General features: G+C 39.8%; 33 protein-coding genes and 1 pseudogene. 18 read left to right on the plus strand and 16 right to left on the minus strand.

Annotated elements, in window-relative coordinates:
- Position 1 precedes the first annotated feature (1 nt).
- From PTT44_RS01600 to PTT44_RS01625, 6 genes and pseudogenes are all read right to left on the minus strand, one after another.
- Positions 2-1,467 (minus strand): annotated as a pseudogene (locus tag PTT44_RS01600) (phage portal protein family protein).
- A gap of 12 nt (positions 1,468-1,479) precedes the next feature.
- A complete protein-coding gene (locus tag PTT44_RS01605) occupies positions 1,480-3,156 on the minus strand; it encodes a terminase (RefSeq protein ID WP_168159661.1) in 1,677 nt (558 codons plus the stop codon).
- On the minus strand, positions 3,153-3,659 hold the full coding sequence (locus tag PTT44_RS01610) for a DUF2280 domain-containing protein (RefSeq protein WP_168159662.1): 507 nt from the start codon (positions 3,657-3,659) through the stop codon (positions 3,153-3,155). The genes PTT44_RS01605 and PTT44_RS01610 overlap by 4 nt, the downstream gene beginning before the upstream one ends.
- Before the next feature lie 53 nt (positions 3,660-3,712).
- Entirely contained in the window at positions 3,713-4,354 is a 642-nt protein-coding gene (locus PTT44_RS01615) for a putative metallopeptidase (protein WP_168159663.1), read from the minus strand.
- Positions 4,314-4,790 (minus strand): hypothetical protein, encoded by a 477-nt coding sequence (locus PTT44_RS01620; protein ID WP_168159664.1) that lies wholly within the window; start codon positions 4,788-4,790, stop codon positions 4,314-4,316. Before PTT44_RS01620 ends, PTT44_RS01615 begins: the two co-directional genes overlap by 41 nt.
- 43 nt (positions 4,791-4,833) lie before the next feature.
- Entirely contained in the window at positions 4,834-5,220 is a 387-nt protein-coding gene (locus tag PTT44_RS01625) for a hypothetical protein (RefSeq protein WP_168159665.1), read from the minus strand.
- A gap of 289 nt (positions 5,221-5,509) precedes the next feature.
- Between PTT44_RS01625 and PTT44_RS01630 the strand changes: the two genes are divergently transcribed.
- The 4 genes from PTT44_RS01630 (at position 5,510) to PTT44_RS01645 (ending at position 9,295) form a co-directional block, all read left to right on the plus strand.
- Complete coding sequence (locus PTT44_RS01630) at positions 5,510-6,727, plus strand: hypothetical protein (protein ID WP_168159666.1); 1,218 nt, start codon at positions 5,510-5,512, stop codon at positions 6,725-6,727.
- A gap of 194 nt (positions 6,728-6,921) precedes the next feature.
- Positions 6,922-8,184, plus strand: coding sequence for an exodeoxyribonuclease VII large subunit (gene xseA / locus PTT44_RS01635; protein ID WP_273795521.1), 1,263 nt, complete (start codon positions 6,922-6,924; stop codon positions 8,182-8,184).
- Positions 8,177-8,371 (plus strand): exodeoxyribonuclease VII small subunit, encoded by a 195-nt coding sequence (gene xseB, locus PTT44_RS01640; RefSeq protein ID WP_168159668.1) that lies wholly within the window; start codon positions 8,177-8,179, stop codon positions 8,369-8,371. The genes xseA and xseB overlap by 8 nt, the downstream gene beginning before the upstream one ends.
- Positions 8,372-8,395: 24 nt before the next feature.
- Positions 8,396-9,295: a hypothetical protein gene (locus tag PTT44_RS01645; RefSeq protein WP_168159669.1), complete on the plus strand. Its 900-nt coding sequence runs from the start codon at positions 8,396-8,398 to the stop codon at positions 9,293-9,295.
- A 23-nt stretch (positions 9,296-9,318) separates the two neighbouring features.
- On the opposite strand, the gene PTT44_RS01650 is transcribed toward PTT44_RS01645, so the two are convergent.
- The 8 genes from PTT44_RS01650 to PTT44_RS01685 all read right to left on the minus strand — a co-directional run bounded on the left by PTT44_RS01650 (position 9,319) and on the right by PTT44_RS01685 (position 13,228).
- Positions 9,319-9,813, minus strand: a complete 495-nt coding sequence (locus tag PTT44_RS01650) for a hypothetical protein (protein WP_168159670.1) — start codon at positions 9,811-9,813, stop codon at positions 9,319-9,321.
- A complete protein-coding gene (locus PTT44_RS01655; protein WP_168159671.1) occupies positions 9,810-10,220 on the minus strand; it encodes a DUF559 domain-containing protein in 411 nt (136 codons plus the stop codon). The genes PTT44_RS01650 and PTT44_RS01655 overlap by 4 nt, the downstream gene beginning before the upstream one ends.
- Positions 10,221-10,331: 111 nt before the next feature.
- Positions 10,332-11,429, minus strand: coding sequence for a replication protein (locus PTT44_RS01660; protein ID WP_168159712.1), 1,098 nt, complete (start codon positions 11,427-11,429; stop codon positions 10,332-10,334).
- A 26-nt stretch (positions 11,430-11,455) separates the two neighbouring features.
- A complete protein-coding gene (locus PTT44_RS01665) occupies positions 11,456-11,764 on the minus strand; it encodes a hypothetical protein (protein ID WP_168159672.1) in 309 nt (102 codons plus the stop codon).
- Positions 11,761-12,027 (minus strand): hypothetical protein, encoded by a 267-nt coding sequence (locus PTT44_RS01670; protein ID WP_168159673.1) that lies wholly within the window; start codon positions 12,025-12,027, stop codon positions 11,761-11,763. Before PTT44_RS01670 ends, PTT44_RS01665 begins: the two co-directional genes overlap by 4 nt.
- Before the next feature lie 182 nt (positions 12,028-12,209).
- Positions 12,210-12,398, minus strand: a complete 189-nt coding sequence (locus PTT44_RS01675; RefSeq protein ID WP_168159674.1) for a hypothetical protein — start codon at positions 12,396-12,398, stop codon at positions 12,210-12,212.
- 46 nt (positions 12,399-12,444) lie between these two features.
- Complete coding sequence (locus PTT44_RS01680; RefSeq protein ID WP_168159675.1) at positions 12,445-12,945, minus strand: phage regulatory CII family protein; 501 nt, start codon at positions 12,943-12,945, stop codon at positions 12,445-12,447.
- 58 nt (positions 12,946-13,003) lie between these two features.
- Complete coding sequence (locus PTT44_RS01685; RefSeq protein ID WP_151769306.1) at positions 13,004-13,228, minus strand: XRE family transcriptional regulator; 225 nt, start codon at positions 13,226-13,228, stop codon at positions 13,004-13,006.
- Between the two features lie 129 nt (positions 13,229-13,357).
- Between PTT44_RS01685 and PTT44_RS01690 the strand changes: the two genes are divergently transcribed.
- From PTT44_RS01690 to PTT44_RS01735, 10 genes are all read left to right on the plus strand, one after another.
- Complete coding sequence (locus PTT44_RS01690; RefSeq protein ID WP_168159676.1) at positions 13,358-14,128, plus strand: LexA family transcriptional regulator; 771 nt, start codon at positions 13,358-13,360, stop codon at positions 14,126-14,128.
- Between the two features lie 77 nt (positions 14,129-14,205).
- Complete coding sequence (locus PTT44_RS01695; RefSeq protein WP_168159677.1) at positions 14,206-14,421, plus strand: KTSC domain-containing protein; 216 nt, start codon at positions 14,206-14,208, stop codon at positions 14,419-14,421.
- A gap of 27 nt (positions 14,422-14,448) precedes the next feature.
- Positions 14,449-14,751: a hypothetical protein gene (locus tag PTT44_RS01700; RefSeq protein WP_168159678.1), complete on the plus strand. Its 303-nt coding sequence runs from the start codon at positions 14,449-14,451 to the stop codon at positions 14,749-14,751.
- 799 nt (positions 14,752-15,550) lie between these two features.
- Positions 15,551-15,916, plus strand: coding sequence for a hypothetical protein (locus PTT44_RS01705; RefSeq protein ID WP_252726150.1), 366 nt, complete (start codon positions 15,551-15,553; stop codon positions 15,914-15,916).
- Entirely contained in the window at positions 15,916-16,182 is a 267-nt protein-coding gene (locus PTT44_RS01710; protein WP_168159680.1) for a putative quorum-sensing-regulated virulence factor, read from the plus strand. Before PTT44_RS01705 ends, PTT44_RS01710 begins: the two co-directional genes overlap by 1 nt.
- A 12-nt stretch (positions 16,183-16,194) precedes the next feature.
- A complete protein-coding gene (locus tag PTT44_RS01715; RefSeq protein WP_168159681.1) occupies positions 16,195-17,361 on the plus strand; it encodes an ATP-binding protein in 1,167 nt (388 codons plus the stop codon).
- Between the two features lie 130 nt (positions 17,362-17,491).
- Positions 17,492-17,734 carry a hypothetical protein gene (locus PTT44_RS01720; protein ID WP_168159682.1) on the plus strand — a complete coding sequence of 81 codons (243 nt, stop codon included), beginning with the start codon at positions 17,492-17,494 and terminating at the stop codon, positions 17,732-17,734.
- Complete coding sequence (locus PTT44_RS01725) at positions 17,731-17,973, plus strand: hypothetical protein (protein ID WP_148826331.1); 243 nt, start codon at positions 17,731-17,733, stop codon at positions 17,971-17,973. Before PTT44_RS01720 ends, PTT44_RS01725 begins: the two co-directional genes overlap by 4 nt.
- Before the next feature lie 3 nt (positions 17,974-17,976).
- Positions 17,977-18,576, plus strand: a complete 600-nt coding sequence (locus tag PTT44_RS01730) for an HNH endonuclease signature motif containing protein (RefSeq protein WP_168159683.1) — start codon at positions 17,977-17,979, stop codon at positions 18,574-18,576.
- Positions 18,576-18,860 carry an HTH domain-containing protein gene (locus tag PTT44_RS01735; RefSeq protein ID WP_168159684.1) on the plus strand — a complete coding sequence of 95 codons (285 nt, stop codon included), beginning with the start codon at positions 18,576-18,578 and terminating at the stop codon, positions 18,858-18,860. The genes PTT44_RS01730 and PTT44_RS01735 overlap by 1 nt, the downstream gene beginning before the upstream one ends.
- Here PTT44_RS01735 and PTT44_RS01740 read toward each other — a convergent pair.
- The gene (locus PTT44_RS01740; RefSeq protein WP_168159685.1) at positions 18,857-19,876 is read right to left on the minus strand and encodes a tyrosine-type recombinase/integrase; all 1,020 of its coding nucleotides are present in this window, start codon (positions 19,874-19,876) and stop codon (positions 18,857-18,859) included. The genes PTT44_RS01735 and PTT44_RS01740 overlap by 4 nt on opposite strands.
- Positions 19,877-20,158: 282 nt before the next feature.
- Between PTT44_RS01740 and tusD the strand changes: the two genes are divergently transcribed.
- The 4 genes from tusD to PTT44_RS01760 are packed head-to-tail and all read left to right on the plus strand — an operon-like array spanning position 20,159 to position 21,540.
- Positions 20,159-20,527 carry a sulfurtransferase complex subunit TusD gene (tusD, locus tag PTT44_RS01745; RefSeq protein ID WP_168159686.1) on the plus strand — a complete coding sequence of 123 codons (369 nt, stop codon included), beginning with the start codon at positions 20,159-20,161 and terminating at the stop codon, positions 20,525-20,527.
- 44 nt (positions 20,528-20,571) lie between these two features.
- Positions 20,572-20,922: a hypothetical protein gene (locus tag PTT44_RS01750; protein ID WP_148826149.1), complete on the plus strand. Its 351-nt coding sequence runs from the start codon at positions 20,572-20,574 to the stop codon at positions 20,920-20,922.
- Positions 20,923-20,932: 10 nt separating this feature from the next.
- Positions 20,933-21,214, plus strand: coding sequence for a DsrH/TusB family sulfur metabolism protein (locus PTT44_RS01755; protein ID WP_114837033.1), 282 nt, complete (start codon positions 20,933-20,935; stop codon positions 21,212-21,214).
- A 14-nt stretch (positions 21,215-21,228) separates the two neighbouring features.
- Positions 21,229-21,540: a TusE/DsrC/DsvC family sulfur relay protein gene (locus tag PTT44_RS01760; protein WP_159127582.1), complete on the plus strand. Its 312-nt coding sequence runs from the start codon at positions 21,229-21,231 to the stop codon at positions 21,538-21,540.
- 2 nt (positions 21,541-21,542) lie between these two features.
- On the opposite strand, the gene PTT44_RS01765 is transcribed toward PTT44_RS01760, so the two are convergent.
- Complete coding sequence (locus PTT44_RS01765; protein WP_168159687.1) at positions 21,543-22,031, minus strand: winged helix-turn-helix transcriptional regulator; 489 nt, start codon at positions 22,029-22,031, stop codon at positions 21,543-21,545.
- Positions 22,032-22,087 lie beyond the last annotated feature (56 nt).

Below are 22,087 nucleotides of genomic sequence, written 5' to 3' on the forward strand. Positions count from 1 at the left end.
GTTACTTTCCGCCCTGTGCTGTCACATACCCCAAAACATCCCCGGCATACAAAGCCTGATCTAAATTAGCTTTGAATTGAGCCTTGGATGCCATGGGGATGAGTTGCATTAAGTTGCTTGCTAGGTCTTGAGGATCTGTCGATTCAGCCACCAGTTGCTTAATTTGATCCTGATTCAATAGCTCAAAATCATCCTGACCATCAGTCAGCTCATCCACCTCTTGCTGTTCAGGTGACTGCTTTTGTACAGATGCCTTAAAGCTGAATGCTTGATGAGGTAGTGCATTAAATTGAGTGTTAGGGACGGCAGCGCTAGTACTCATCTTAAAGTGTTCAGCCTTAAGACCATACGTCTCAATTACATACTGATCATTAAACTCAACACCTAATGTTTTAAGCTTAATATCACGGTCAACAACTGCGACTTTGAGATCCTGCTCACCGCCTAAAACAATCGTGTGCTTTTCAAAGTTATTAAGCAGACAATCGCATCTATGAGTTCTTGAATCGTAGGTGTGATCATGCGTAGGTCTGAATTACGCTTATCTAAGCGAACATCGTTATGCACTTCACCCAAAGCTCGACTTCCAACACCATCAGTCCCACTTGTGAGCGTTTGGCCTAAGACCACCTTTTGAATACGGCGAGTTAAAACATTATCAAAGGCTTCAAATGCTGTACTGCCACCATTGGAAGAACTTCCACCAATAGTTTCTACAGAATCCTCTGCGCCAATAGACATAACAGATTGTGCATGAGCATTCAGTAGGGCCGCGGTCATCGCATCAATATCATCCTGTTTACGATCCTTACCCCCAACTTTCCCTAATAAAATTGGTGTACCAAAACGTTCTAAGAACTTGACCCAGAACTTTGTTGTATTGGTACGGAAGAACCATAGCCAATAAAGCTTTGACAATAATGGATCACCATAAGGCTGCTTGAATGTAGGTTTACGGCGTGTCAAAAAGAACTTAAGTGGATATTTAGTATTTACATCAACTTCTGTAGCATTTTGTCGGTAAATTAAGCGTCCATCATTCTTAGGCTCAAACCACTCTAGAGGTTTAACTACAATCTCATTTAAGGTGAATTTACTATCACTGGTAAGTTCGTAGTTAGCCTCCATAACCGAATAACCGTATGGGCAAGCTTCCCATGCACCTGAGACGATCTCTGCATGCCAGCGAGAGAATAAATCCTTTAGGAAGACCGTTTGCTCACCATGATCTTCAACAAATCGCCACGGCGCATTGAGAACTGCATCAAGACGTGTCTCCATGGCCTGTGCAATTTCATCATCCACCATAAGGACTGATAATCGTTGTCGGGTTAGCCCAGCCTGACGAAGTACTTCGTCAATATCGGCTTTACGCCCCAAAGTGAATGCAAGGTTCTCAACTGCAACCTCTGTCATCAAGCCGGCTGATTTAGGCTTTGTTTTCTTACTTTCTGACTTCTTTGCCATCTTAAAAACCTTTTAGAAACTTCGTGAACCTCCCCCTCCTGGTCTTAATCGTGCAGGTGGTTTGATGTCACTAAAACAGATCATGACGCTATCAGCCCGGTTAGGTGATAAGGCACCATCAGGTTGCTTATTTACGAGGATTTTGCCAGCACCGTTTTTACTGTAGGTCGGCTGTGATAACTCACGCTTAAGTTGCTCTAGTTCGCGCTTATCCAAATCTTCAGTCGATAGTGAGATAAGTGCGTCAGGATCGTATTGCATGCCTTGTAGTGCCCTGTAAGTGTTCTGGAAGCGCATGCGCAAACTCCACCACATTTGAGCCTTTAGATTTGCGAAGAAATCGATATTCTTCCGAGCCTCTACCATCTCAAGCTCTGGGTTATGAACTGCGCCCGAGCCCCTGAATGGATCTGCTTGGATCTCATCAATTCCATTTTCGCTGTTCTGCTCATTAATGACTCGAGCATCACCACGAACACCAGCTCCCAAGCCATCTGCATCGTAAAAGAACAAATTCAGTTTTTGCTCTAAGCAAATATCGATCGCTTTCTGGGTTGTTCCAAAGATGTCATCGCCAATGCCTGACCATGTATCCAAATACTGCAGAACAATGCCGTGACGCGAGGCAAAGGAGTTCTTATCCTTACCCTCATCCGCCACATCAAGTGCACCATTACGCTCACCTGATGGCTGAATCTCGAGTTTTATATGCGAATCTATAGCAGCCTCAACCCATGCTGATGGAATCAATACACCTTCAACTGAAGCGGCGTAATCAATATCAACCTCTTGGGCTAATACAATGTCGTCAAGCGTCGCAACTTGCTTTTCATACCACGGATGAATCAACTTCCCATGGAGTGAGACAGTCCAGTTTTTATCTGGGTTGTCCCGCCACGCCATCGTAAACACAGCGTAACGTCCACTGAAGCGATCTTGGTGAAACTTGTCACCAATACCGTTTGGCGTTGATCCCTTGATATGAACGTTTGTGTTCTGCGATATAGCTGCATCTACAGCTTCTTGACGCTCTACGAATGCCCATTCATCAAGAAAGTACATAGTGGTACGTCCACCACGGCCAATGTTGTCTCCAGCCTCGCCCGTAACGGTCGCACCATTATCAGGATTGATAATACGCATGTAGTTGTCGTGGACCTTTTCGACAAAACTTTTCGGCTTCATCCAATCAGGAAGTTTTGAGAACATATCTCGGAACTTATGCAGCAGCGTTTTAGGATCACCCTTCTTATCAACGAGATCCTCTTTACGACTACCCACACCACCAGCAAAGCCCTCGACAAATAGCCATCTATGTAAGTAGAAGCCCAGCACAACATAACTCATCCCCTCGTCACGACTCTTTTCAATCAAGCCATGAGTTTGAGTGCTTTCACGCTCAAGTAACCAGTCGACTAATTCAACTTGACCAGGGCGCAGTACAAACGGAATATTTGCCGGTAATCCAAAAGGCATCCCCCTTGGATCGTAGGTCCACACCCAATGGTTGAACCAATGTGCTGGATCATTCTTACACTTGTAGATCTCAGCCTGAATGCTGAGTTCGCTTTGCTCAATTACTGCTCGGTAATAGTAACGTCTGGTCATCTCAGCAATGACTTCAGGCAAACGTGTGTTAATCGTCCACTCTTTAATGAGGGGCGCTATTTCTTCAATTGCGTAACTCATAATTTGCCATTAATTGCTAAGCGAGATAGCTCTTGCGCGGACATCTCAGCAAGCTGCTCAGGGGTATACATAGCGGGGCGCTGGCTGTGCTCTGTTTCAGTTTTAATCGCCCCACCATCTTTGCCAGTAATTTCTAACTTACGCTCGTAGTGGCCTTTCACGATCTTCTGAATCTGATCAATCAACTTAATCGACATCACTACATTGCCTTTCTTAGAAACCAAGAGGTCACTCAAGATTTGCAATTGAATAATGTCGTTTGCACCTATGATGTTGTAGATCGGCTGATCAATATATTTCTTCCGTGCTTCATGGAATAAATCCACTAACTCTTGAGATAGATCCGCACCTGCAGTCTTTGTTGGGTCATATGATTCCACCTGTTGCGGGGAAACATCTATCTTGAAGTTTTCCTTGATGGCCACTACCACCTCAGTAGGTGTCATAAACTGTGCAAGTGACCGAACAATAAAGACTTTTTCTGCTTTTTTAAGCCTTGCCATAACTCACCATCCATCAAGGTACATCAAGGAAAGTGGGCAAAAAAATTTTGAAACTAACCTATTACACAGTTCCCACAACACGCAGACACATTAAAATCAGATACAAACGGCGCATTCTTTGTGATTTCGACTAAGCGTTTAACACTGTCGCTTGCACCCCAACGTTTGACCACACCGTAGAACTCTTCGACGTCATGGCCAGCTAAGTAATGCTTTGGTAAGCCAGTATTGTCGCTATAGATAATCTCATCATCTTGATCACGTTCTACGCCAATGTGATAAAGCTCATGCTCGATCAGAGCACAGAAGTCATGATCTGAAGCTTGTTCACAGAATGAAGCGTCTATGGTGATGAGATAGACAGGTACACAACCAAACCAGTCTCGCATCTGCTGTTCTTGGCGGGCTTTCTTCCACCCACCTTGATTGAACATCACTTTTTCACATTGGCCTAATACCATGCGCTTTTTTGACTGGCATGCAGATGATGCCCAAGCAAATTCTATAAAGGTTTCATCGTCGTGTAGTAGCTCGGCAATATGGTCATGATCTGGATTGTGGAGCTGGCCACCAATGGTTAGAAAGTTTTTAATCACCCAATCCTTCAAATCCACGGCGGGCGCAAGGCGAATTGCTTCTTCTTCCTCAGCCTGATCAATGAGATCCGTCGGTGGGAATGGTCTGATCCGTTCCATTGAATATCTGTCTCTTTAAGTTTTTCAGCCATTGTGATGCGAAATTGGATTCAATCTGTAATGGTCCAACCTCATCAATCTTGTATCGATTGGCTGACTCAATACGAACAACGGTATATCCCATCTCGGCAGCGACATCGTATCGGTCTAGGCTCCAAGCCTTATTTGCCAGTTTCCCACCACGACCACCAGACCAAGGACCGCCTGAAATCTCAACTAAGATTCGATGTTCAATTAAATGGAAATCAAAACGCCAGTGCTTGGTAGATTTAAATTGGAATTTCTTTTCATATTTGATGCCTAGCACACCTAAAGCATGTTCAAATTTTTCTTCTGCTTCTAAGTATGCTTCTTTGGCTTTTGGCAAAGGTTTAGAGCGTGGTTTGGTTTTAGGTGGGCGCTTTTTGGTTTTCCAGAAGTAGTCATCTGCGTTCATATACGGCACCCATTAAAAAAACCACCCGGAGGTGGCTTTTTATTTATTTTGACTTTTTCTTAAATTTTGCTTTTCCATTTTTTAAATCATACTCAATCTCTTCATAATCTTTTGATAATGCGTACATTATTGGTATTAACATTAAAATCACAGGTGTTATTACCATTAAGGCATCAATAATTAATTTTGGATCAATCTTATCACCTTGATCTGCCGCATTTCTCAGAAAAATATCTGGATTAATACCTTTACCTGATTTAAGTAGAAAAAGTGATATAGCTCCAATGCTTGCTGTTGGTAAGCCATACTTCTTCAATAACTTAAATGCTTTATATTGCTTAAGGATCTTGCCTTGCAGATCAATTTCCTCAGCAGAATTTTTTATAGCAACTTTGAGTTCTTTTTTTGTGTTTACAACAACTGCATTCAATTTTGATCTCGTTGATAAGTAAAAGATTTACAGATTATACCACCACATCATTCGCTCAATATACTTCTGAAAAAACTTTAGTTAACCAATATTTTAGCCATCGCCAACAGCTCATCACGAGTCAAACCAGAACGACTTAAGTTTTGGTACTTAGACAGCTCAGCACCGCAAAATTCTAATCCTTATTATTCTCACTCTATATCACATTGCTACCAATTGCTTAGCTACTTGATTTTTTTGATAAATCAATGTAACTCATAAATAATACAAAGGAAAAAATAAACTACTTATGAAACACTATCAAGATTCAGAAACAGGTCAAATTTATGCATTTGAAGATGACTACGACCCTCTAACAGCAGATAATAGAAATATACCAAAAACACTTACAACAACCGTTAAAGAAAAGCCATCAGATTCATCAGTTTGGTATCAAGGTGATTGGATTGAACAAGCTGAAGCTCCACCAGACTATGTTGTACCTATCTCTAGTATACCTTCATATAACCATGCATGGATGGCGCACTTAACACCTTACTTAATAATAGATATTGATACCGGGAATCCAGTAAATTTTTCTTTAGATGAAATTAATAATAATTCATATGACGGTAGTCAATTAGCAAAAGTTGTCGGATTACTTCCCTTGGGGGGTGACATAAAAATGAATGCACTAATAAGTTGTGATGGAACTATTGCTATTCCAGCCTATAAAGATCTGACTTCAAGGTATCAGGGAATTGCAAAGCTGAATGAAATCCTATGTAGTCTATTATTGGGAGGAATTCATACGGAAGCGCTTCGCCTAAATGATCTTACTGTTGGTTGTTTGCATGAAAAATCACAACTTTTCTCTTATATTCCTAACCTTCACTCTTCTCTAAGATTGAACTGGGCCTCTTTGTCAGACCGCTCTGTATTAATACATCCAAGGAGAATTAATCTACAATTTTTACAAGATGCGTTTTCTGAGGGCAATGAAGTAATCAAAAAAATACCCGAATTTTCCTCATTATTATTTTTAAATGGCTATACATCATTATTTCATCATAAAAATTTTGATGCTCTTACTTATCTATGGATAGTTGTAGAACAGCTCACAGTTTATTTATGGGAGAATATTTATCTTAATAATATAAATAGCTATTCGCGCTGGGTAAGAAAGTATCAAAGTTTTCCTAAAATTAAAAGTTGTATTGAAAAGGATCAAATTTTTGCTAAGCATAACCTTTTAAGATTGGCTAGAATTATTACAAAGAAATGCCATGGCGAACTTAGTCACATTCGAATTGCTCGTAATAATCTAATTCATAGAGGGATACTGCCAAATCGAAAAGTCGTGATCAATTTATGGTCAGTGTTATTGGAGCTTATTGAAATTGCGTCAAGAAAAGAAAGATTGTGGGCTCGTAATTTAACAATACAAAATATTGAGGATGAACCAGTACAACTCGCAAACAAGGACTTTAGCGATTGGACAGAGCTATCCAATTTCTTGGAAAAGTAAGGCAAAATTTAAAAACAAAAAAAGCCCATCAAATGATGAGCTTTTTACGGTAATTAAGTGAATTTCTATAACTTCGTCCACTCTAGCAGAAATATGCCATATACCTTGATCAAGGTCAAGTTAGCATATTCTCAATTTGCACTTCTAACTTTGCTTTAATACTATTCATCTAAGCACTTAAAATAATTGACCTAATGTCTGAACCTCAGTTTTCCCTTAGTGATTATCTATCCACAGTAAAGGAAGTAATTCAAATTACTTTCAATGAACCTGTATGGGTTAAAGCTGAGATCCGCAATCTTAGTATTAAGGGTGGGCATTACTATCTTGAGTTAGCTGAAAAGGATGAAAGTACCGACAAAGTTATAGCAAGTTGCAAAGGGACCATCTGGAAATTTACAGCTCAGAAAATGGTGCTTAAGTTTGAAAGGGAAAGCGGTGTAGAGCTTTCAAAAGATTTAAATGTCCTGGTAAAAGTCAGAGCCAAGTTTGATCCACAGTATGGCTTTTCAGTGAATGTTGAAGATATTGATTCAAGCTATACGCTTGGAGACATTGCACGGCGATATCAACAAATTTTAGAAAGACTAACCACTGAAGGTCTGTTAAATAAAAATAAGCTCATCCCTATTCCTTTTGATATTCAGAATGTCCTGGTAATTGCTCCTGAAAATGCTGCAGGTCTAGGTGACTTCAAAAAAGATGCTGATGCTTTGGAAAAAGCTGGCGTATGTCATTTCAAATACTATTCAGCCACATTCCAAGGGAACACAGCAGCACAGAGTATCATCACCTCTTTAAGTAATGGTCTGAGACAATGGGCTACTAATTTCAATACCCCGCCTGATCTCATCGTGATTATCCGTGGTGGTGGTGCCGTGAACGACCTTGCCTATTTAAATGATTATGAACTGGCAGCATTGTTGGCCAAACGAACTGTGCCAATTTGGGTTGGCATTGGTCACGAGAAAGACCGTACTATATTGGATGAAGTTGCAAACCGTTCATTTGATACTCCAAGTAAGGTAATTGGTGGAATTCGTAATCTAATTGCTGAACGGACTCAGGACGTCTTAGATGCATTTCAGACCATCAAGCTCTTATCTCAACATCAAATCACGGCGTACCAAAGCCAAAATGATCAATACATGAGAGTGATTAAGACGCTTGCGCATGGTCAGATCAATGAAGCAAATAAGAGCGTAGATTTGATGCGAAGCACCCTACATTACTTAGCCCAGCAACAGATCAAACTGGCAACGAATCAAGTCGAATCATTGCTGCGTGAAACCTTAATTCAGAATCCAAGAAACGTGATGGCTAAAGGCTACGGAATTGTTCGTAGTGAAGGAAAAGCAATTCGCTCTATTCAACAGATTTCAGGTAATAGCATCCAGGTCGAATTACAGGATGGCACCATTCAAGCAAATGTAACGAAGGTAATTGGTAATGAGTAAAAAAGAGCTCTCTTTCAAGGAAGGATATGAAGTCCTTAAGAATAATGCTGAACTATTGGAATCACAGGAAGATCCAGACATCGACAATTTAATGAAAATCGTTGAAGAGTCTATGGTTGCATACAAAGCCTGTAAAACACGTGTAGATGCCGTTCAACAGGCTTTGAATGAGACTTTTAAAGAATAAAAATACAATCCAAGAAACAAACATATGAAATTTAACTTCAGCTTTGATATAGCCGTTTTTACAACAATATTTACTATTTACTTATTTGTCTGCGGATTCTTTTACTATGATGGTTTGATTAGCTACTACGGATTCAACCATGTTTCACTGGGGATATCTATACAAGACTATCTAATGTATGGATGGGTAAGTGGTATGTCTGGACTAGTGGTGGGCTTTCTTATTCTTTTGATTGCTACTTTGGTACATACTGTCTACCAAAATAATTTATATGAAGTGATGGTCAAATTCATATTTGTTTTTTTCACTTTCATCTTTCTCTTTGTTTTCAACTTATTCTTCAAAAAGTTTTTAATGAAATTTTGGCAATTATTGCTATCTATCTTCAATACTATCGTTAATAGCAGAATGCAAAAACCTTTATCTGTTTTAGGTCATTTCTGGATTAGTATTGGTCGCAATATACTTACTTTCATAAAACCTGCTGTTAAAGATGCTATTGATACTTCAGAAAAAATACACAATTTTGATGTCCTTGAGAACAGTGAAAAAATTGATAAGGTTGTACAAAGTGGTGGCATCTACTACGCCTACTTAGTTGGCTTTTATTTATTGTTTTTCACATTTACATTTTACGTCATTAGCATAGGAAAAGATGCTCAAAAAGAAGCTGAAAAAATGTTTAACAGCACTGGATATAGTCAACTTATTATCAATGATGATCTCATTTCTAATTGGATTAAAGATAAAAAGCTGACTATTTCTTATCCAGCAAAAGCTAAGATTATCCTTTGTGGTACCCAAAAATGTCTAATTGCCATTCACACATCAAATTTAAAATATGAAAGTGGCCTCAGTTTAAATACTAAACAAAACTACATAATGAAGTTAGTGAACCCTGATAGCTATGTGAGCTTCAAATAAGAAACTAGCCCTGTAAATTTCACCTAGTGCACATAATTTATAAACCCATACCGAACATGCAAAGCAGCCAATCCACACTTAACATCAAATTTGGCATCCATTTCGGTACGGGTTGAGTTTTTCATTTCAGCCCATGAATTATTATAAAAATAACGGCAGATGATGGCATCTAACCAATCATCTAAGACTTCTGATTGTCCCTGCATATCTAAAACCAAACGTTGCACGGCGCGGGCTTCATTATCATCAATCTGACAGACCAACTTACTACGTCTAGCTTTTGGTGGTTCAAAGTCACCTATTAAGTAATCCACAATAATTTGCTGTTGTTGCTCTTTAGTCAGCTTCTTATATTTTTGAGCTTTCACAGCACTATCCATAGCCACAGCGATTGGATTGATACTTTTCCCGCATGTACCAGATACGGTATTCATCCAAGCACCAAATTGATATAACCACCCCTCTAAATCAAAACGTGTCCAATCTACTACTTGCATAATCGTTACTGCTGCCGTCATCCCAAATCCCCTACCATCTTCTCTATTTGCTCAATCGCTTTGCCGCTTTTCACTTGCTCGGTGCTAAACCGTATTACCTGATAACCCATCATTGTTGCTTCGTTGTATTTCTCTAAGTCTCCTAAGTACCCCTTGGCTCTTGTGTGTCTACCATTACTCCAGATCCCACCTTCCACTTCGACCAATATCTTTTTGCCCTTCAAATGAAAATCTGCTCTCCATTTACGTGTAGGGAGAAACTTAAACTCCTGCTCAAAATCAATCTTTAAAGCTCTCAGTGCAGTGGCCAATATCACCTCACCCTCACTCTGTACCTTTTCACCTTTAACCTTTGGGCGCTTCGATCCTCTTTTGGGCTTATTCGCTCCGAGCATCTTTTTGTATTCAGCAATGGAGTATGTTGTCATCGCTCACCCAAACTAGGCACTCTAGTCGCTTTGACCAGTACACATTCACACCATGCCGCTTACGTAGCTTTCGTGCTCGTTTACTTGAGATCCGACGTTCAGCTGCAGTGATCATGCTGTAGCCCCCATAAGCGTGCCTGTAAACCCAACTTGCTTGAGGTATGGTTCCCATTTCTTCGCTTGTGCTGGGTTCATCAGTTTGATTTTGATTCGTGATGCCAGTTGTTCGTATGAGTCACCCGGTGCGCTATGCTTGCTGGCAAACTCAGGTAGGTGTGCAAGTTTCTGGGCGAACGCTGAGATTTGTTTTTCAGTGAGCTGCTTCGGTTCACGTTTGATATTCGTAGAACCATTCGCTGTAGATCCATCCACCATGGTTTTTGCAGCAGCTTGTTTTTCGTATTTGAAATATGCACGGATTAGCCAATCAGCAAACAGGTAGGTCAAGAATTGCGGATTGTGATCTTTACCTTCGTTGAAATTTTCGAATGCTGAAAGCTCTCGAGTGAACCAAGTCGCCTCTGTGATTTTCTCAACAGGAATTGAATCATTTGCCAAAGCAATTTCATCTTTCAAAGTTTTTAAAACAAACCAGCTCTCTTTTTTATTTTGAGAGTGTTTTTTGATAGTGTTAGTTTGTGGGTTAAAATTCTTTACCACTTGCGGTAAAAATTCTTTACCACCTGTGGTTAAAATATTTGACCACTTGGTGTTTAAGGTGGTTAAAAATATTGACCACATTAGAAATTTATCCACAGTAGTAAGGTGGTAAAAATTTTTAACCAGTACAGATTTCTGATTACCAAGATTTAAGTAAAATTCGACTGCATTTTGAGCGGTATTTTCTCCATATCCGAAGTGGTAAAAATTTTTAACCACCTCTTTTTTAAACAAAATGAAAGTCTTCACTAGCACTTTTTTAGCTGGAAATTTAATGATATTGCCGATGTCGTAGTTATCTACTGGCGAAAATACATTTCCATATTTAGATTGATGGTGCTTCTTGATCAGCCCAACTTCTTCAAGCTCAGTTAAGCACTTAATGACTGTAGGGCGACTTTTCCTAGATAGGCTTTCTAGCTGGCGTAAAGAAAGCGCGTCGCTCTCCTTAGTCCAACCACGTGTTTTACGAATGATCAGGAGATAGATCTTCACAGATGCATCGCTGATCTTATTCATTGCTTCATCCACAAACGCATTAGCGACCATGAATGAGTTTGGTATAAATTTATTACTCACTCTTCACCCGCCTCTTCAATGGATTTAATGAATCGCCCAAACATAAAAATCTGACCTGCTCGATGCAGGCTTGAAATGATTTCACCTGCATACCAAACAGAAACACGATGTTCATTGATCAGCATTTCCATAAACTCGTCTCGCGTGACAGCAGCATTCTTTTCATCGCCATTGACCTTGCGTAGATTTGCTCTACGGATCTCCAGCAATCCTTCTAATGTGCGGAGTGCTGGCTCGTACCATGATTGAAGCTGCATCATCTGCTTATGCTCAGGCTTCTTTTGAATAGCCTTGTTGGTAATCATGGAACCTCCGCTAAGGCTTGTTCGGCATCTGTTAAACGGCGCTTGGCTTGAAGTTCTGCTGTAGTGGCAGTACGGATTACTTTTTCTGAGACACGGCCTATAGAGTGATCCGTAGTCCAAAACTCCCCATCAAAGTCTTGGAGCGTCAGAAGTTCAGTTACAGACAAGAGATTTAGGTCACTTAAAACAACAACGTCACCTTTGATGAAATCTGTATTCACATTGTTTTCAATAGCTTGTTGTGATAAAGTTGGATTATTCATTAAGATGTACCCTCTGAATTGAATACTAAAGCCCGATCTCAACTCTCGGGTTTTTTTTTGCCTGTTTGGTGTGTTAGATTCAGACCTATGTTCAATTCCACTAGAATGTTTTTGAACTAGAGAGTCTGAGAGTCGAGCCTCAGGCTTTTTTTTAGTTAAATCTTGTGCTAAATTTTGATTGTTCATTTATTCCATCCTAGAGTAATGAATGCTGAAAAAGCCTGATCCCCAAGATCAGGCTTTTTTTTGCCCAATTTATGTGCTAGATTCAAATACATATCTGACTCCGCATGGTTGGATATCTTTAAAAGCCTGACGTCAAACTCAGGCTTTTTTTTGATTAAAAATTGTGCTAAGTTTGAACTATTCATTTAACACCTCTAAAGTTGATGAATATGAAAAGCCTGGTCCCCAAGATCAGGCTTTTTCTTTTTGAGCATTTGCCGTGTACTTCTGCATTTGTTTAAGTGCTGCCTGATCCACGGCGGTAATCAACTCGATCAAGCCCTGGGTAATCTGGTGGATCTCTTCATATTCCGCTGGTGTAATCACCCCATCCTCGTAAGCCTCATACACAACTCGGTTTGCCTTTCCGCTCTTAATGTTGTGTTGCATCATTGCTTCAAAGATTGAAAGCTCATGATGTTTGCTGGCATCACAATCCACTGGCACAAGTGCATAACCCATCTGATGCGCCCACACCTTTAAAATTTCAGGGTTCTGCGTGTACGTCATGATGGTTTCAAGCTTCTTCAAACTCGGTAAATGGTTCGGCATCCCTACGTTGCCGTAGTTGCAAATGGTGTTATGTGAATCACCAGTGACCTGAGCAATTTCCTTTGGTGAAATTCCCTTTGTCTGGTTAATCATTTTAAAAATTGCCGTTTGAGCTTCACGGCTTAGTGTTATTTCTTGCATTTGTGAAATCCTTGATTTGTTTCACGTTTCTATAAAGCTTCGACTAAGTAATAATTGGTTATGCGACTGAGGGATTCTTCTTTAAGAAAAATTCAAATAATTTCTTGTGTGAAAGCTTATTGTTGCTCGCATCCACTATTGCCTGAATGGTTTCCATACGAGGCTTTTTGCGCCCATGGATTAGATGTGACTCCATATATCCATAAGACACTCCGACGCGCAGGCAAAATTGATTTTTTTCCGTTTCGCTTAAAGCTTTCCAGAATTCATATAGGTTGGGCATTTAAATACACCTAACAGGTAAATTACATATAAATATACCTGCAAGGTAAATTTAATTCAACCTACCAGGGTATTTATTTTTTCTACCCATCAGGTAAATTTAACAAGTAATTTTAAATGCGGGGTTCGTATGACAGACTTGATGCAAATTCATGAAATTCGTTTAATGAATGCTAGAAATCTATTAAAGAATTCTGGATTGAGTCGTGCGGATTTTGCTGAAAAGACCGGTATTTCCTATAACTTAATCAGTCAATATATTGGTAAAAATCCTACAAAGAATATTGGTGATGAAACAGCAGTAAAGATTGAGGATGCTTTTGGAAAACCAAAGGGGTATCTAGATCAGGCAAATGCTTTTTCGCTTGAATCTAATGAAATGGAATTAAATCAAACTCAATCGAGCGGCATTAAAATTGCCCCAATTGAATTTAGAAGTGGAGACACAAAATCCACCAATGTGAGAATTCCTATCTATAAAGATATCAAGGCATCTTGTGGTGCGGGTATTGAGAACTTTTTAGAAGATGTAAGTGAGTATCTTGATATAGATCCCTACATTTTAAAAATCATGGGTATTCAAACTAAACCTGAAAACTTAAGAATTATTTACTCTTCTGAGTACAGCATGTGGCCAACAGTCGCTCCAGATAGCCCACTCTTTGTAGATATATCCGATAAAGATCCGGATATGCTTAAGAATGGAAATGTATATGTTTTTACACATAGTAATGAATTAAGAATGAAACGTATTTTTGTTAGTTATGCAGGCAGCAAAACTGTAAGGCTTGCAAGTGATAATCCAGATAAAGTTCGCTACCCAGATGAATTTATTACCAACGAGCAATTAAATGAAATTAATTTTGTTGGTCGTTTGGAATTAGCACTCGTAAAACCATAAAAACAAACTCCAGCACATCCAGGCTTGGGTTTAAAATTACTTGGAAAATATAAATAAAAGGAATCAAAATACTAAACATGCAAAGAATTGAAGTAAATTCTCGCAATATCAGCTATGTGCTTTATCAGCACTTCTTGTTGACCGTGGTTCTTAGGACTGGTGAGAGGTTTATTTATAGACTTCTTGAAGCTAGTACCTTTAACAATTTTATTGAAGCAATTGATAAAGATAAATTCTTTAAAAGCCAAATTGAGATGAATAAAAAATTTAAACGAATTCAACTTTTTGTGTAATAAAAGCCTTTGAAGAAGGAAAGCATAATGATCGCAACAATTAATAAATCCAAAACTGCGCTAACAATTAATCGTCAAGAATTTAAACTGGCATTAGAAAAAATTGGTGCAGGAATTGATAAACAAATAGCAGCACTCAAAAAAGCCAAACAAAGCTATGATCCTGCTGAAATAGCACGCGAGTTCATTGGTGAAGTAAACATCTTTGAAGCGATTATTGAGGGATTTAACGAAGAGGAAGGCATTAATCTAAAGATAACCGACCTAACTAATATTGAAACTGCACAAGGTTGGATAGATGACTTTTTAGGAAAATATTCTGATAAATAAACCCTAAGCATGGCTTGAGGTTGATAAGAAGAATCTAAGATGAATAAGTTTGACTATATAAAATTGGGGCTACTCTTTGTAGTCGTAACCCTTTGTTGGGTTTCAATGATTTTTTAAACTGCGAACTCAGCGCAGTCATTTGAGTGAAGATTTAAGAATTCGAGACCATCAATCTCGAATTGCGGACTGATACTCCGCTAAAGGTGAGAGTGAGAGTAACGCATGTTTAGCGTATTGGGTGGATGCCTAGCGATTAAACAGGTGCGAGATGCACTAGTAAATCATTCGAGCTGAAACGCCCCTACGGTGTGGCCACACTTTCAGGGCAAGCGCCCGGCATGGCGCTATACAAATACACACACCAATATAAATATTGGTGGGCGCCCGCCAGTGAATTACAAGGTAAATGCCATGTTTTCTCTGACGTTGCAGACTAAAAAGGGTTTGAAGTTACAGATAAAGATTAATCTTTATACGCTAACTCCAATCTTACTTTGGTTTGCATAAACCCGAGGGGGTGTTTACGCACCCCCTCACCCATCCAACCCACCCCAGCAGTGGGTTTTCTTTTGTCTATTAAAACTTAATTTACCAATATAGTAAAAATATTTCTACTTATTTTACCTATCAGGTATTTACTTTATTTTACCCCGCAGGTATATTTTATCTCACAAACATTAAAAAAGCACACCGACCGTCAAATCATGTGTGCTTTTGCAAACTTGCGAGATCAATTATGAACAAAACCTCATCCCCTTTCAATAGCATCAAGATAACTCTTGTTGTAGCTACTGTAACAATGGGCGTGCTTAGCTGTGGGTTTAAAACTGCACCTCAAGCAGCTCAACCTGTAGTTGCCAACGTTGCCCCATCCGAATATCAACTCCTTGCATTGCAAATGACTGGTGAAAACCACGGCGAAGCTGTTATTCGCTTAGATGGTTTCCGTGTTACTGCACGTTTTGAAGTTGAAGCATTTGAAGACAGCTACGGCGTACCGGGTAGCGAATTTACCGCAGTTGACGTAACCAACCTAGACGAAGTAACCGTTTCAGATGCCTTAGGCAATCCATACAACGACTTCACAAACCACATCGACCATCAGAACTTCAATGCCCTCATCAAAGGCTATATCGAAAAACATCGTTTAGTGGAGGCAGGCTAATGAATACTTCTACTAATTCACAGGAAGTTATTAACTTCGGTAAGCATAAAGGTACTGCCCTTATTGATTTAGACCAATCATACGTGCGCTGGTTGCTTAAACAGGAAAACCTGATTAGTGATTTACGCAAAAGCCTAGAGAGCCTGCCTTGGGTTAAAGATGCTCAGCGACGCAAGAAACTAGCTCAAGACCTACAACGCACACACATTCCTCTCAGCGAACGCAGGGCTTTTAAGCGTCGTATGGGTTGGGTTGGTTCGAGATAAGGGGAAATACTCATGGGAGTTCACATATTCACACCCGAAAACACCCTGATCGTTGAAAGCATTAAATGTTATCTCTATACAGATCCGGGTATGGGTAAAAGTACCATTGCTCATACAGCTGACAAGCCCGTTATCTTCGACTTTGATAAGGGTCAACACCGTGTATCCGCTGAACTTCGTCGCGGTACCATTGTGCGTATTGATAGTTGGCTTGATCTTGAAAACTTAAAAGACGATTTCTATAGCAGCTTTAAGACGATTGTTGCTGATACTGTTGGCGCAATGCTGGATGCGATTAAAGACCACCTCGCTAAAAACACAGACAACCTACAACGTGATAAATCCCTCACGCTAAAGGCTCAAGGTTTAGCTGGAAACCTGTTCTTGAAGATGGTTCGCAAATGGGAAAATCTTGGTAAAGATATCGTCTTCATTGCCCATGCGGTTGAGCAAGAATCGGGTAAGGATAAAACTAAGATTGTGCGTCCTGATTTAGCTGGTAAGAACAGCAGCATGCTCTATCGCATGTCAGACATTATGGGTTACTTGCATGCTTCAACTGATGAAAATGGAGATGATCTACGTACGATCTATTTCAACCCCTCTAATTCACATCATGGAAAGAACTCAGGTCGTTTAGGTCGAATTCATAAGAATGAAGATGGCGCAGAAATCTGTACTGGTCAAGTGAATGTGCCTGAGCTATCAGCCTCTCCTACATTCTTGGCTGACTTATTGAAACAAGCCAAAGATCACATCAACACGTTGACACCGTTACAAGTTGAAGAGCTGAAGAACATTGCTGATTTTAACCACTGTAAACAGGTTTGTACTGAAGCTAATCATGCAGGTGACTTGAACCAATTAACTGAGTCATTGGTACCAGAACATAAATACGTAAATGAAATGTGGCGTGCAATTAAAGCTCGTGGCAAGGAAATGAATTGCCAGTTCAATACCGAGACCAAGCGCTGGTACAACCCTCCTGCTTTTAAAGGCATTACTGAAGCTCAACGTGATGAACTTCAAGAGCTGCTAAATGAGGTTGAAATGGATGTTGCTGTCTTCTGTGAGGATCAAGGAATCGATAGCTTATTAGGCATTGAAGCCCAGCATTTTGAAAATGTAAAAGCTCACATCATCAATACCACCCAAGGACAAGGGAGAGCTATTGCATGAGCTACACCTACTCTTCTATTACCCGTGTGCTGTTAATTCAGCACAACGGGCGGGTAAGGACTTACAGAGACATCAACCTATTTGGGATTGAGGACTGTATTCAAAACTTTGTAAATACGTGGGGGTATCGATGATCTTTAGAATTAAAAACAAACATGCCCTTGCTTTCATGATTTGGCTTGAATTATTGGGCTATGTAAAGAAAGTGCTGGCTGACGGTAGCTGTACGTTCTCAGGCAAAGGTACAAAGAAATCGCTGAGCTATGTGTTTGTAAAGAATGATTTAACAGGTAATGCAGCTTGCCAGTCACTGTATGAAGAATACGTGAATTACCAAGAGTCTAATTATATCGAAATGAAAGTGGCGGGATGAACAATACACCAATGGATCTGAATGCTGTTCTATTTGCTCAGCTCGATCGCCTAAGTAATCCGAATTTAAAAGGTGGGGAGCTAGAAGCTGAAATTCAAAAGGCAGAAGCCATTGAGAAAATCAGTGAGCAGGTCATCAAGAACAACAATATGCGTTTAAACGCTGCAAAATTGGTTGCTGAATATCGTGGGCTTAAAAACGCCGATTCAGTTGAAATTCCACAGAACCTAATTGGGTGATTTATGGCTAAAGGTAGCGCTATTCATTACAGCCAGGAGCAACTGGACTTTATTAAAGCCAACTGTACATTAAGCCGCAAGGATCTCACTGAAAAGGTTAATGGCGTATTTGGAAGTGAATTTTCTGTTGATCAGATTAAATCCCTGTGCACCAGGAACAAATGGAAATCTGGACGAACGGGTTGTTTTGAAAAAGGCTCAAAACCATGGAATACAGGCACCAAAGGTGTCTGCAAACCAAACTCAGGAAACTTTAAAAAGGGCCAAATATCCTGGAATAAAAAACCTGTTGGTTACGAGCGTATCTGCTCTAAAGATGGCTATGTACTTATCAAAACTGCTGAGCCGAATGTCTTTGAGCTAAAACACCGGGTAATTTGGGAAAAAGAAAATGGTCCCGTTCCCATGAACCAAGTATTGGCATTTAAAAATCAGGATAAAACAGATTGCCGGTTAGATAACTTAATTCTTATGAGTAGAACCGACATGGTTCGATACAACCAGAGTTATCAAAAATTGGCTAATCCTGAAAATAATGAGTCTTGTTTGTTGATGGCCAAAGTCAAAAACATGAAGCATCAGCTTCTCAAGGAGGTGTCTTAATGGGGGCATTAAAGTACATCATTACAGTTGAGTCAGACACACCCCCACAAGTCATGCTTGGGCAGAATATCGGTGGTGGTATTGTCAAAGAACTGAAAGAAGTTGAGATGGAATTAGTATCTGCTGCAAAATTAGCGGAAAAATACAATCTATCAACGACAACTATCCGTGAGCGCCTTGCATCTATTAATCAAGGCACACAAGGCAAATGCTTGTATAACCCTCGCCTGGCGCATGGAATACTCACTACAAAAAATAAAAGAGGCAGACCGAGAGCTAATTAGCTCTCACTGTCATTAAACATTTCAACTAGGTCCTGAGCGTCTGGATTGTAGTAAGTGTTAATTAATATCCCAATTGTCTTATGCCCGGTGATCTTTGCTAAAACCTCAACTGGTAATTTCCGTACCTTAACCATTCTTGTGATTGCTTCATGTCGTGAATCATGGAAATTGATGTGAGGTAGATTTGCCCTTTTTTTAGCTCTCACCCACGTTGCACAACATATATCCTTGTCGATCGGCACCAGAACGTCGCTATCCAAAGGTAACAATGAAAGCAGACGCTTTGCTTCTTTCGATAATGGTACGTTTCGAGATTCACCATTCTTTGTTATTGGCAGATGTACAAAACCATCTCTCAGGTCAGACCTACGCATTGCCAGTATTTCACCTTGTCGCATTGCTGTTTCAAGGGCAAATAGAAATGCCCATGCCACATAGTGCTTTGACTTCTCAGGTGTAGATACACCATCCCAATCCAACGCTTTAAGCAACACTTCTTGCTGTTCAGGCATGATCCGCTGATTTCGTGATTTTTCCTTACTTGGCATTGGTACAGTTTGCCAAACATTCGATTCAATTAAAAAAAGCTCTTTCAAGGCATAAGTGAAAACAGCAGAATAAATAGCGTGCTCATTTCTTAAGGTTGATACTTTGACTTCTTTTTTACGTTTATTTCGCCATTCAACAATGTCGCTGGGTTTAAAATCATAGATAGACTTATCGGCAACATTGGGTGCAATGCGATCGAGGTTTTTAATCTTGAGCATGATTGTTCTAGCAGAGCGCATATGTCTGCCGTGTTCTTGATAGTACTTATCGCATAATTGGCGAAATGGGTATGCTGGCTTTATTCCTTGTTCTAAATCAGCCTTACCTGTTTTAAGCTCCAGCAGTTTGATTGATGCCCAGTGCTCGCACTCTTTTGCAGTATCTCTGGTCACTGAGTATCGCTGCTTGTCAAAAGTAACAGTGATACGCCAAGTTGACCCACGTTGTATTGGTTTCGGAAGCTTCATTTTTCTTGGTGCAGATTTGGTGCAGATTGCCTTTTATTCTATCGAGAATGTAGTAAAAGGAAAGAAAATACAGGGAATTTCGTGTAGATGAAAAATGGATTTTTGTTCTTTGATATTCCAATTAAGTTAATAACCTATTGTTTTTAAATATTTATTTTTAAAATAATTTTTATATTTGGTGTGAAATTTTATAGATACCACCTAAAATCATTGTATACTACCTTTTTATTATGAAGTCCGAATGTACCAAGCAAGCTTTGGACATTCCTCTAGTGAAGTTTGATGAGTACTTTATTACTAATTACCTCCGCACCGAGTTCAATTCATGCATGGCATGCTCTAGGTTTAGCACAAGCACTGCATGCGAAAAATGAACCCTTTCGAGTGTTTTTCTACCAAGATGCTGTTCAAGTTGCCAATGCCCTGCAATGGGTACCTGACGACCAACGGAATCTATGTTCTGAGTGGCAAAAACTCTCCATTCGCCTACCCGTTTGTGTAAGTGCAGCTTTGGCCCGAGGAATTACCGATGCCGAAAATGCACAGCGTCATCAGTTAGCACAGCATAATCTTGCTACAGGTTTTGACTTGGTAGGCCTAGGGGAACTGGCCGATGCCGTTCAGTCTGCAGAGCGCTTAATTCAATTCTAAGTGCTAAGTTTTCAAGAATTTGTTGCTTTTAAAAGGTATATTGTGTGAAATCTGTACTGGTTATTTTAACCCAAGCCAATTTGAACTCTTTGCAGGTGCATGAAAGCCTCTCTGCAACGATGGTTCTTGCAACTTTTGGCTGTGAAGTCAAAGTCTTATTACAAGATGCTGCACTCAGCTTATTAAACAATGCTCAATCATTTGAACCCTTAAAACATGCGTTTAAACTGGCTTCAAACATGGTGGATAGCTTTGAGTTTTATGACTTAAGCCCGATTTGGATTGAAACTAAGAATCAAGCTTCTGCTTTTGTTCAACAAACCGAGCAAGAACTTGAGTGTGTTGAACTCAATGCCAATTTAATACAGCAGTTTGACCATGTATTGTATTGGTAAGGAAACAATTATGAGCAAAACACTTTATCTCGTACAGTCTCCATTTTCCGCGACGGAACAAGCGCTGAGTAAATTACAAAACCTCTATCAATCAGGGGATGATGTGGTTTTAATGGGTGATGCAGCCCTGTATATACAGCATACTTGTATTCAGCAGCTAGCTTGTGTATTTGTGCTTGAACAGGATGCTGAAAATATTGCTGCTATCCATTCGAGTAACCTAGAAACCATCAGCTATGCTAGGTTTGCTGAGCTATGCTTAAACCATAGTCGTTGTATCAGTTTGAAATAGTTTTGAGTGTTTAGATGAATTTAGAATTAGACCAAGATGGTCATTTGGTTGATTACACCATTTGGAATCAAGAGGTTGCAAAAGAGCTAGCAAAATCGTTAGAGCTTGAATTGACTGATTGGCACTTTGAAATCCTCATTGCAGTACGTCAGTTTTACCAACAGTTTGGACACTCACCTGCAACACGTCCGCTGATTAAGTTTTTAATGAAAACAGTCAGTGCAGACATCAATAATGCCATACTGCAAGAAAAGTTTAATACTGGGCTTGTAGCGCGCCATCTGAGTCGTTTGGCAGGCGTGCCAAAACCTGCAAACTGTTTATAAACTTAAGCTTGTTTAACGTCTGATTGAACAGCTAAAGCATCGACATAAACCTGTGTCGGTATTGCTTTGATGTCTTTGGCATGTATGGCATCACCACATTCGTTACAAACCAAATGTGGCTGAATGCTATGCCCGCAGGTTTTATGAATAAATTGCACGGGACGACCTAAGCCCTCGTCCATCCATTGATCGGCCCATGTTGCCATGGACATCAGCACTGGGTATAAAGCCAAACCTTTTTCAGTCAAACAATATTCAAAGCGCTCTTGACGATCTGTATAGGGTCTTTTCTCCAAAATATCATGTTCAACCAAACGCTTTAAACGCTCAGAAAGCACATGACGAGTGACACCTAAGTTTTGTTGAAAACTTTCAAAACGGCGTGCACCCAAGAATGCATTTCGTAAAATCAACATCGTCCACCGATCGCCAATCACCGACAGCGTTCGTGCAATTGAACACGGTTGTTCCCCGATCTCATCCCATTTCATTGTAAAAAAAACCAAGTCTCTCTTAGGTCTAACGTTAAAAGATTTAAGACCATAAG

Origin of the sequence: Acinetobacter sp. Gutcm_16 (assembly GCF_028649355.1) — a bacterium.
Taxonomy (GTDB): Bacteria; Pseudomonadota; Gammaproteobacteria; order Pseudomonadales; family Moraxellaceae; genus Acinetobacter; species Acinetobacter johnsonii.

Bases quoted from the DNA above. Each gene is read 5' to 3' on its own strand.
- PTT44_RS01605 (WP_168159661.1), bottom strand. From the start codon at position 3,156: ATGAGTTACGCAATTGAAGAAATAGCGCCCCTCATTAAAGAGTGGACG.
- PTT44_RS01610 (WP_168159662.1), bottom strand. From the start codon at position 3,659: ATGGCAAGGCTTAAAAAAGCAGAAAAAGTCTTTATTGTTCGGTCACTT.
- PTT44_RS01615 (WP_168159663.1), bottom strand. From the start codon at position 4,354: ATGGAACGGATCAGACCATTCCCACCGACGGATCTCATTGATCAGGCT.
- PTT44_RS01620 (WP_168159664.1), bottom strand. From the start codon at position 4,790: ATGAACGCAGATGACTACTTCTGGAAAACCAAAAAGCGCCCACCTAAA.
- PTT44_RS01630 (WP_168159666.1), top strand. From the start codon at position 5,510: ATGAAACACTATCAAGATTCAGAAACAGGTCAAATTTATGCATTTGAA.
- xseA (WP_273795521.1), top strand. From the start codon at position 6,922: ATGTCTGAACCTCAGTTTTCCCTTAGTGATTATCTATCCACAGTAAAG.
- xseB (WP_168159668.1), top strand. From the start codon at position 8,177: ATGAGTAAAAAAGAGCTCTCTTTCAAGGAAGGATATGAAGTCCTTAAG.
- PTT44_RS01645 (WP_168159669.1), top strand. From the start codon at position 8,396: ATGAAATTTAACTTCAGCTTTGATATAGCCGTTTTTACAACAATATTT.
- PTT44_RS01650 (WP_168159670.1), bottom strand. From the start codon at position 9,813: ATGACGGCAGCAGTAACGATTATGCAAGTAGTAGATTGGACACGTTTT.
- PTT44_RS01655 (WP_168159671.1), bottom strand. From the start codon at position 10,220: ATGACAACATACTCCATTGCTGAATACAAAAAGATGCTCGGAGCGAAT.
- PTT44_RS01660 (WP_168159712.1), bottom strand. From the start codon at position 11,429: ATGGTCGCTAATGCGTTTGTGGATGAAGCAATGAATAAGATCAGCGAT.
- PTT44_RS01665 (WP_168159672.1), bottom strand. From the start codon at position 11,764: ATGATTACCAACAAGGCTATTCAAAAGAAGCCTGAGCATAAGCAGATG.
- PTT44_RS01670 (WP_168159673.1), bottom strand. From the start codon at position 12,027: ATGAATAATCCAACTTTATCACAACAAGCTATTGAAAACAATGTGAAT.
- PTT44_RS01675 (WP_168159674.1), bottom strand. From the start codon at position 12,398: ATGAATAGTTCAAACTTAGCACAATTTTTAATCAAAAAAAAGCCTGAG.
- PTT44_RS01680 (WP_168159675.1), bottom strand. From the start codon at position 12,945: ATGCAAGAAATAACACTAAGCCGTGAAGCTCAAACGGCAATTTTTAAA.
- PTT44_RS01685 (WP_151769306.1), bottom strand. From the start codon at position 13,228: ATGCCCAACCTATATGAATTCTGGAAAGCTTTAAGCGAAACGGAAAAA.
- PTT44_RS01690 (WP_168159676.1), top strand. From the start codon at position 13,358: ATGACAGACTTGATGCAAATTCATGAAATTCGTTTAATGAATGCTAGA.
- PTT44_RS01695 (WP_168159677.1), top strand. From the start codon at position 14,206: ATGCAAAGAATTGAAGTAAATTCTCGCAATATCAGCTATGTGCTTTAT.
- PTT44_RS01700 (WP_168159678.1), top strand. From the start codon at position 14,449: ATGATCGCAACAATTAATAAATCCAAAACTGCGCTAACAATTAATCGT.
- PTT44_RS01705 (WP_252726150.1), top strand. From the start codon at position 15,551: ATGGGCGTGCTTAGCTGTGGGTTTAAAACTGCACCTCAAGCAGCTCAA.
- PTT44_RS01710 (WP_168159680.1), top strand. From the start codon at position 15,916: ATGAATACTTCTACTAATTCACAGGAAGTTATTAACTTCGGTAAGCAT.
- PTT44_RS01715 (WP_168159681.1), top strand. From the start codon at position 16,195: ATGGGAGTTCACATATTCACACCCGAAAACACCCTGATCGTTGAAAGC.
- PTT44_RS01720 (WP_168159682.1), top strand. From the start codon at position 17,492: ATGATCTTTAGAATTAAAAACAAACATGCCCTTGCTTTCATGATTTGG.
- PTT44_RS01725 (WP_148826331.1), top strand. From the start codon at position 17,731: ATGAACAATACACCAATGGATCTGAATGCTGTTCTATTTGCTCAGCTC.
- PTT44_RS01730 (WP_168159683.1), top strand. From the start codon at position 17,977: ATGGCTAAAGGTAGCGCTATTCATTACAGCCAGGAGCAACTGGACTTT.
- PTT44_RS01735 (WP_168159684.1), top strand. From the start codon at position 18,576: ATGGGGGCATTAAAGTACATCATTACAGTTGAGTCAGACACACCCCCA.
- PTT44_RS01740 (WP_168159685.1), bottom strand. From the start codon at position 19,876: ATGAAGCTTCCGAAACCAATACAACGTGGGTCAACTTGGCGTATCACT.
- tusD (WP_168159686.1), top strand. From the start codon at position 20,159: ATGAGTACTTTATTACTAATTACCTCCGCACCGAGTTCAATTCATGCA.
- PTT44_RS01755 (WP_114837033.1), top strand. From the start codon at position 20,933: ATGAGCAAAACACTTTATCTCGTACAGTCTCCATTTTCCGCGACGGAA.
- PTT44_RS01760 (WP_159127582.1), top strand. From the start codon at position 21,229: ATGAATTTAGAATTAGACCAAGATGGTCATTTGGTTGATTACACCATT.
- PTT44_RS01765 (WP_168159687.1), bottom strand. From the start codon at position 22,031: ATGAAATGGGATGAGATCGGGGAACAACCGTGTTCAATTGCACGAACG.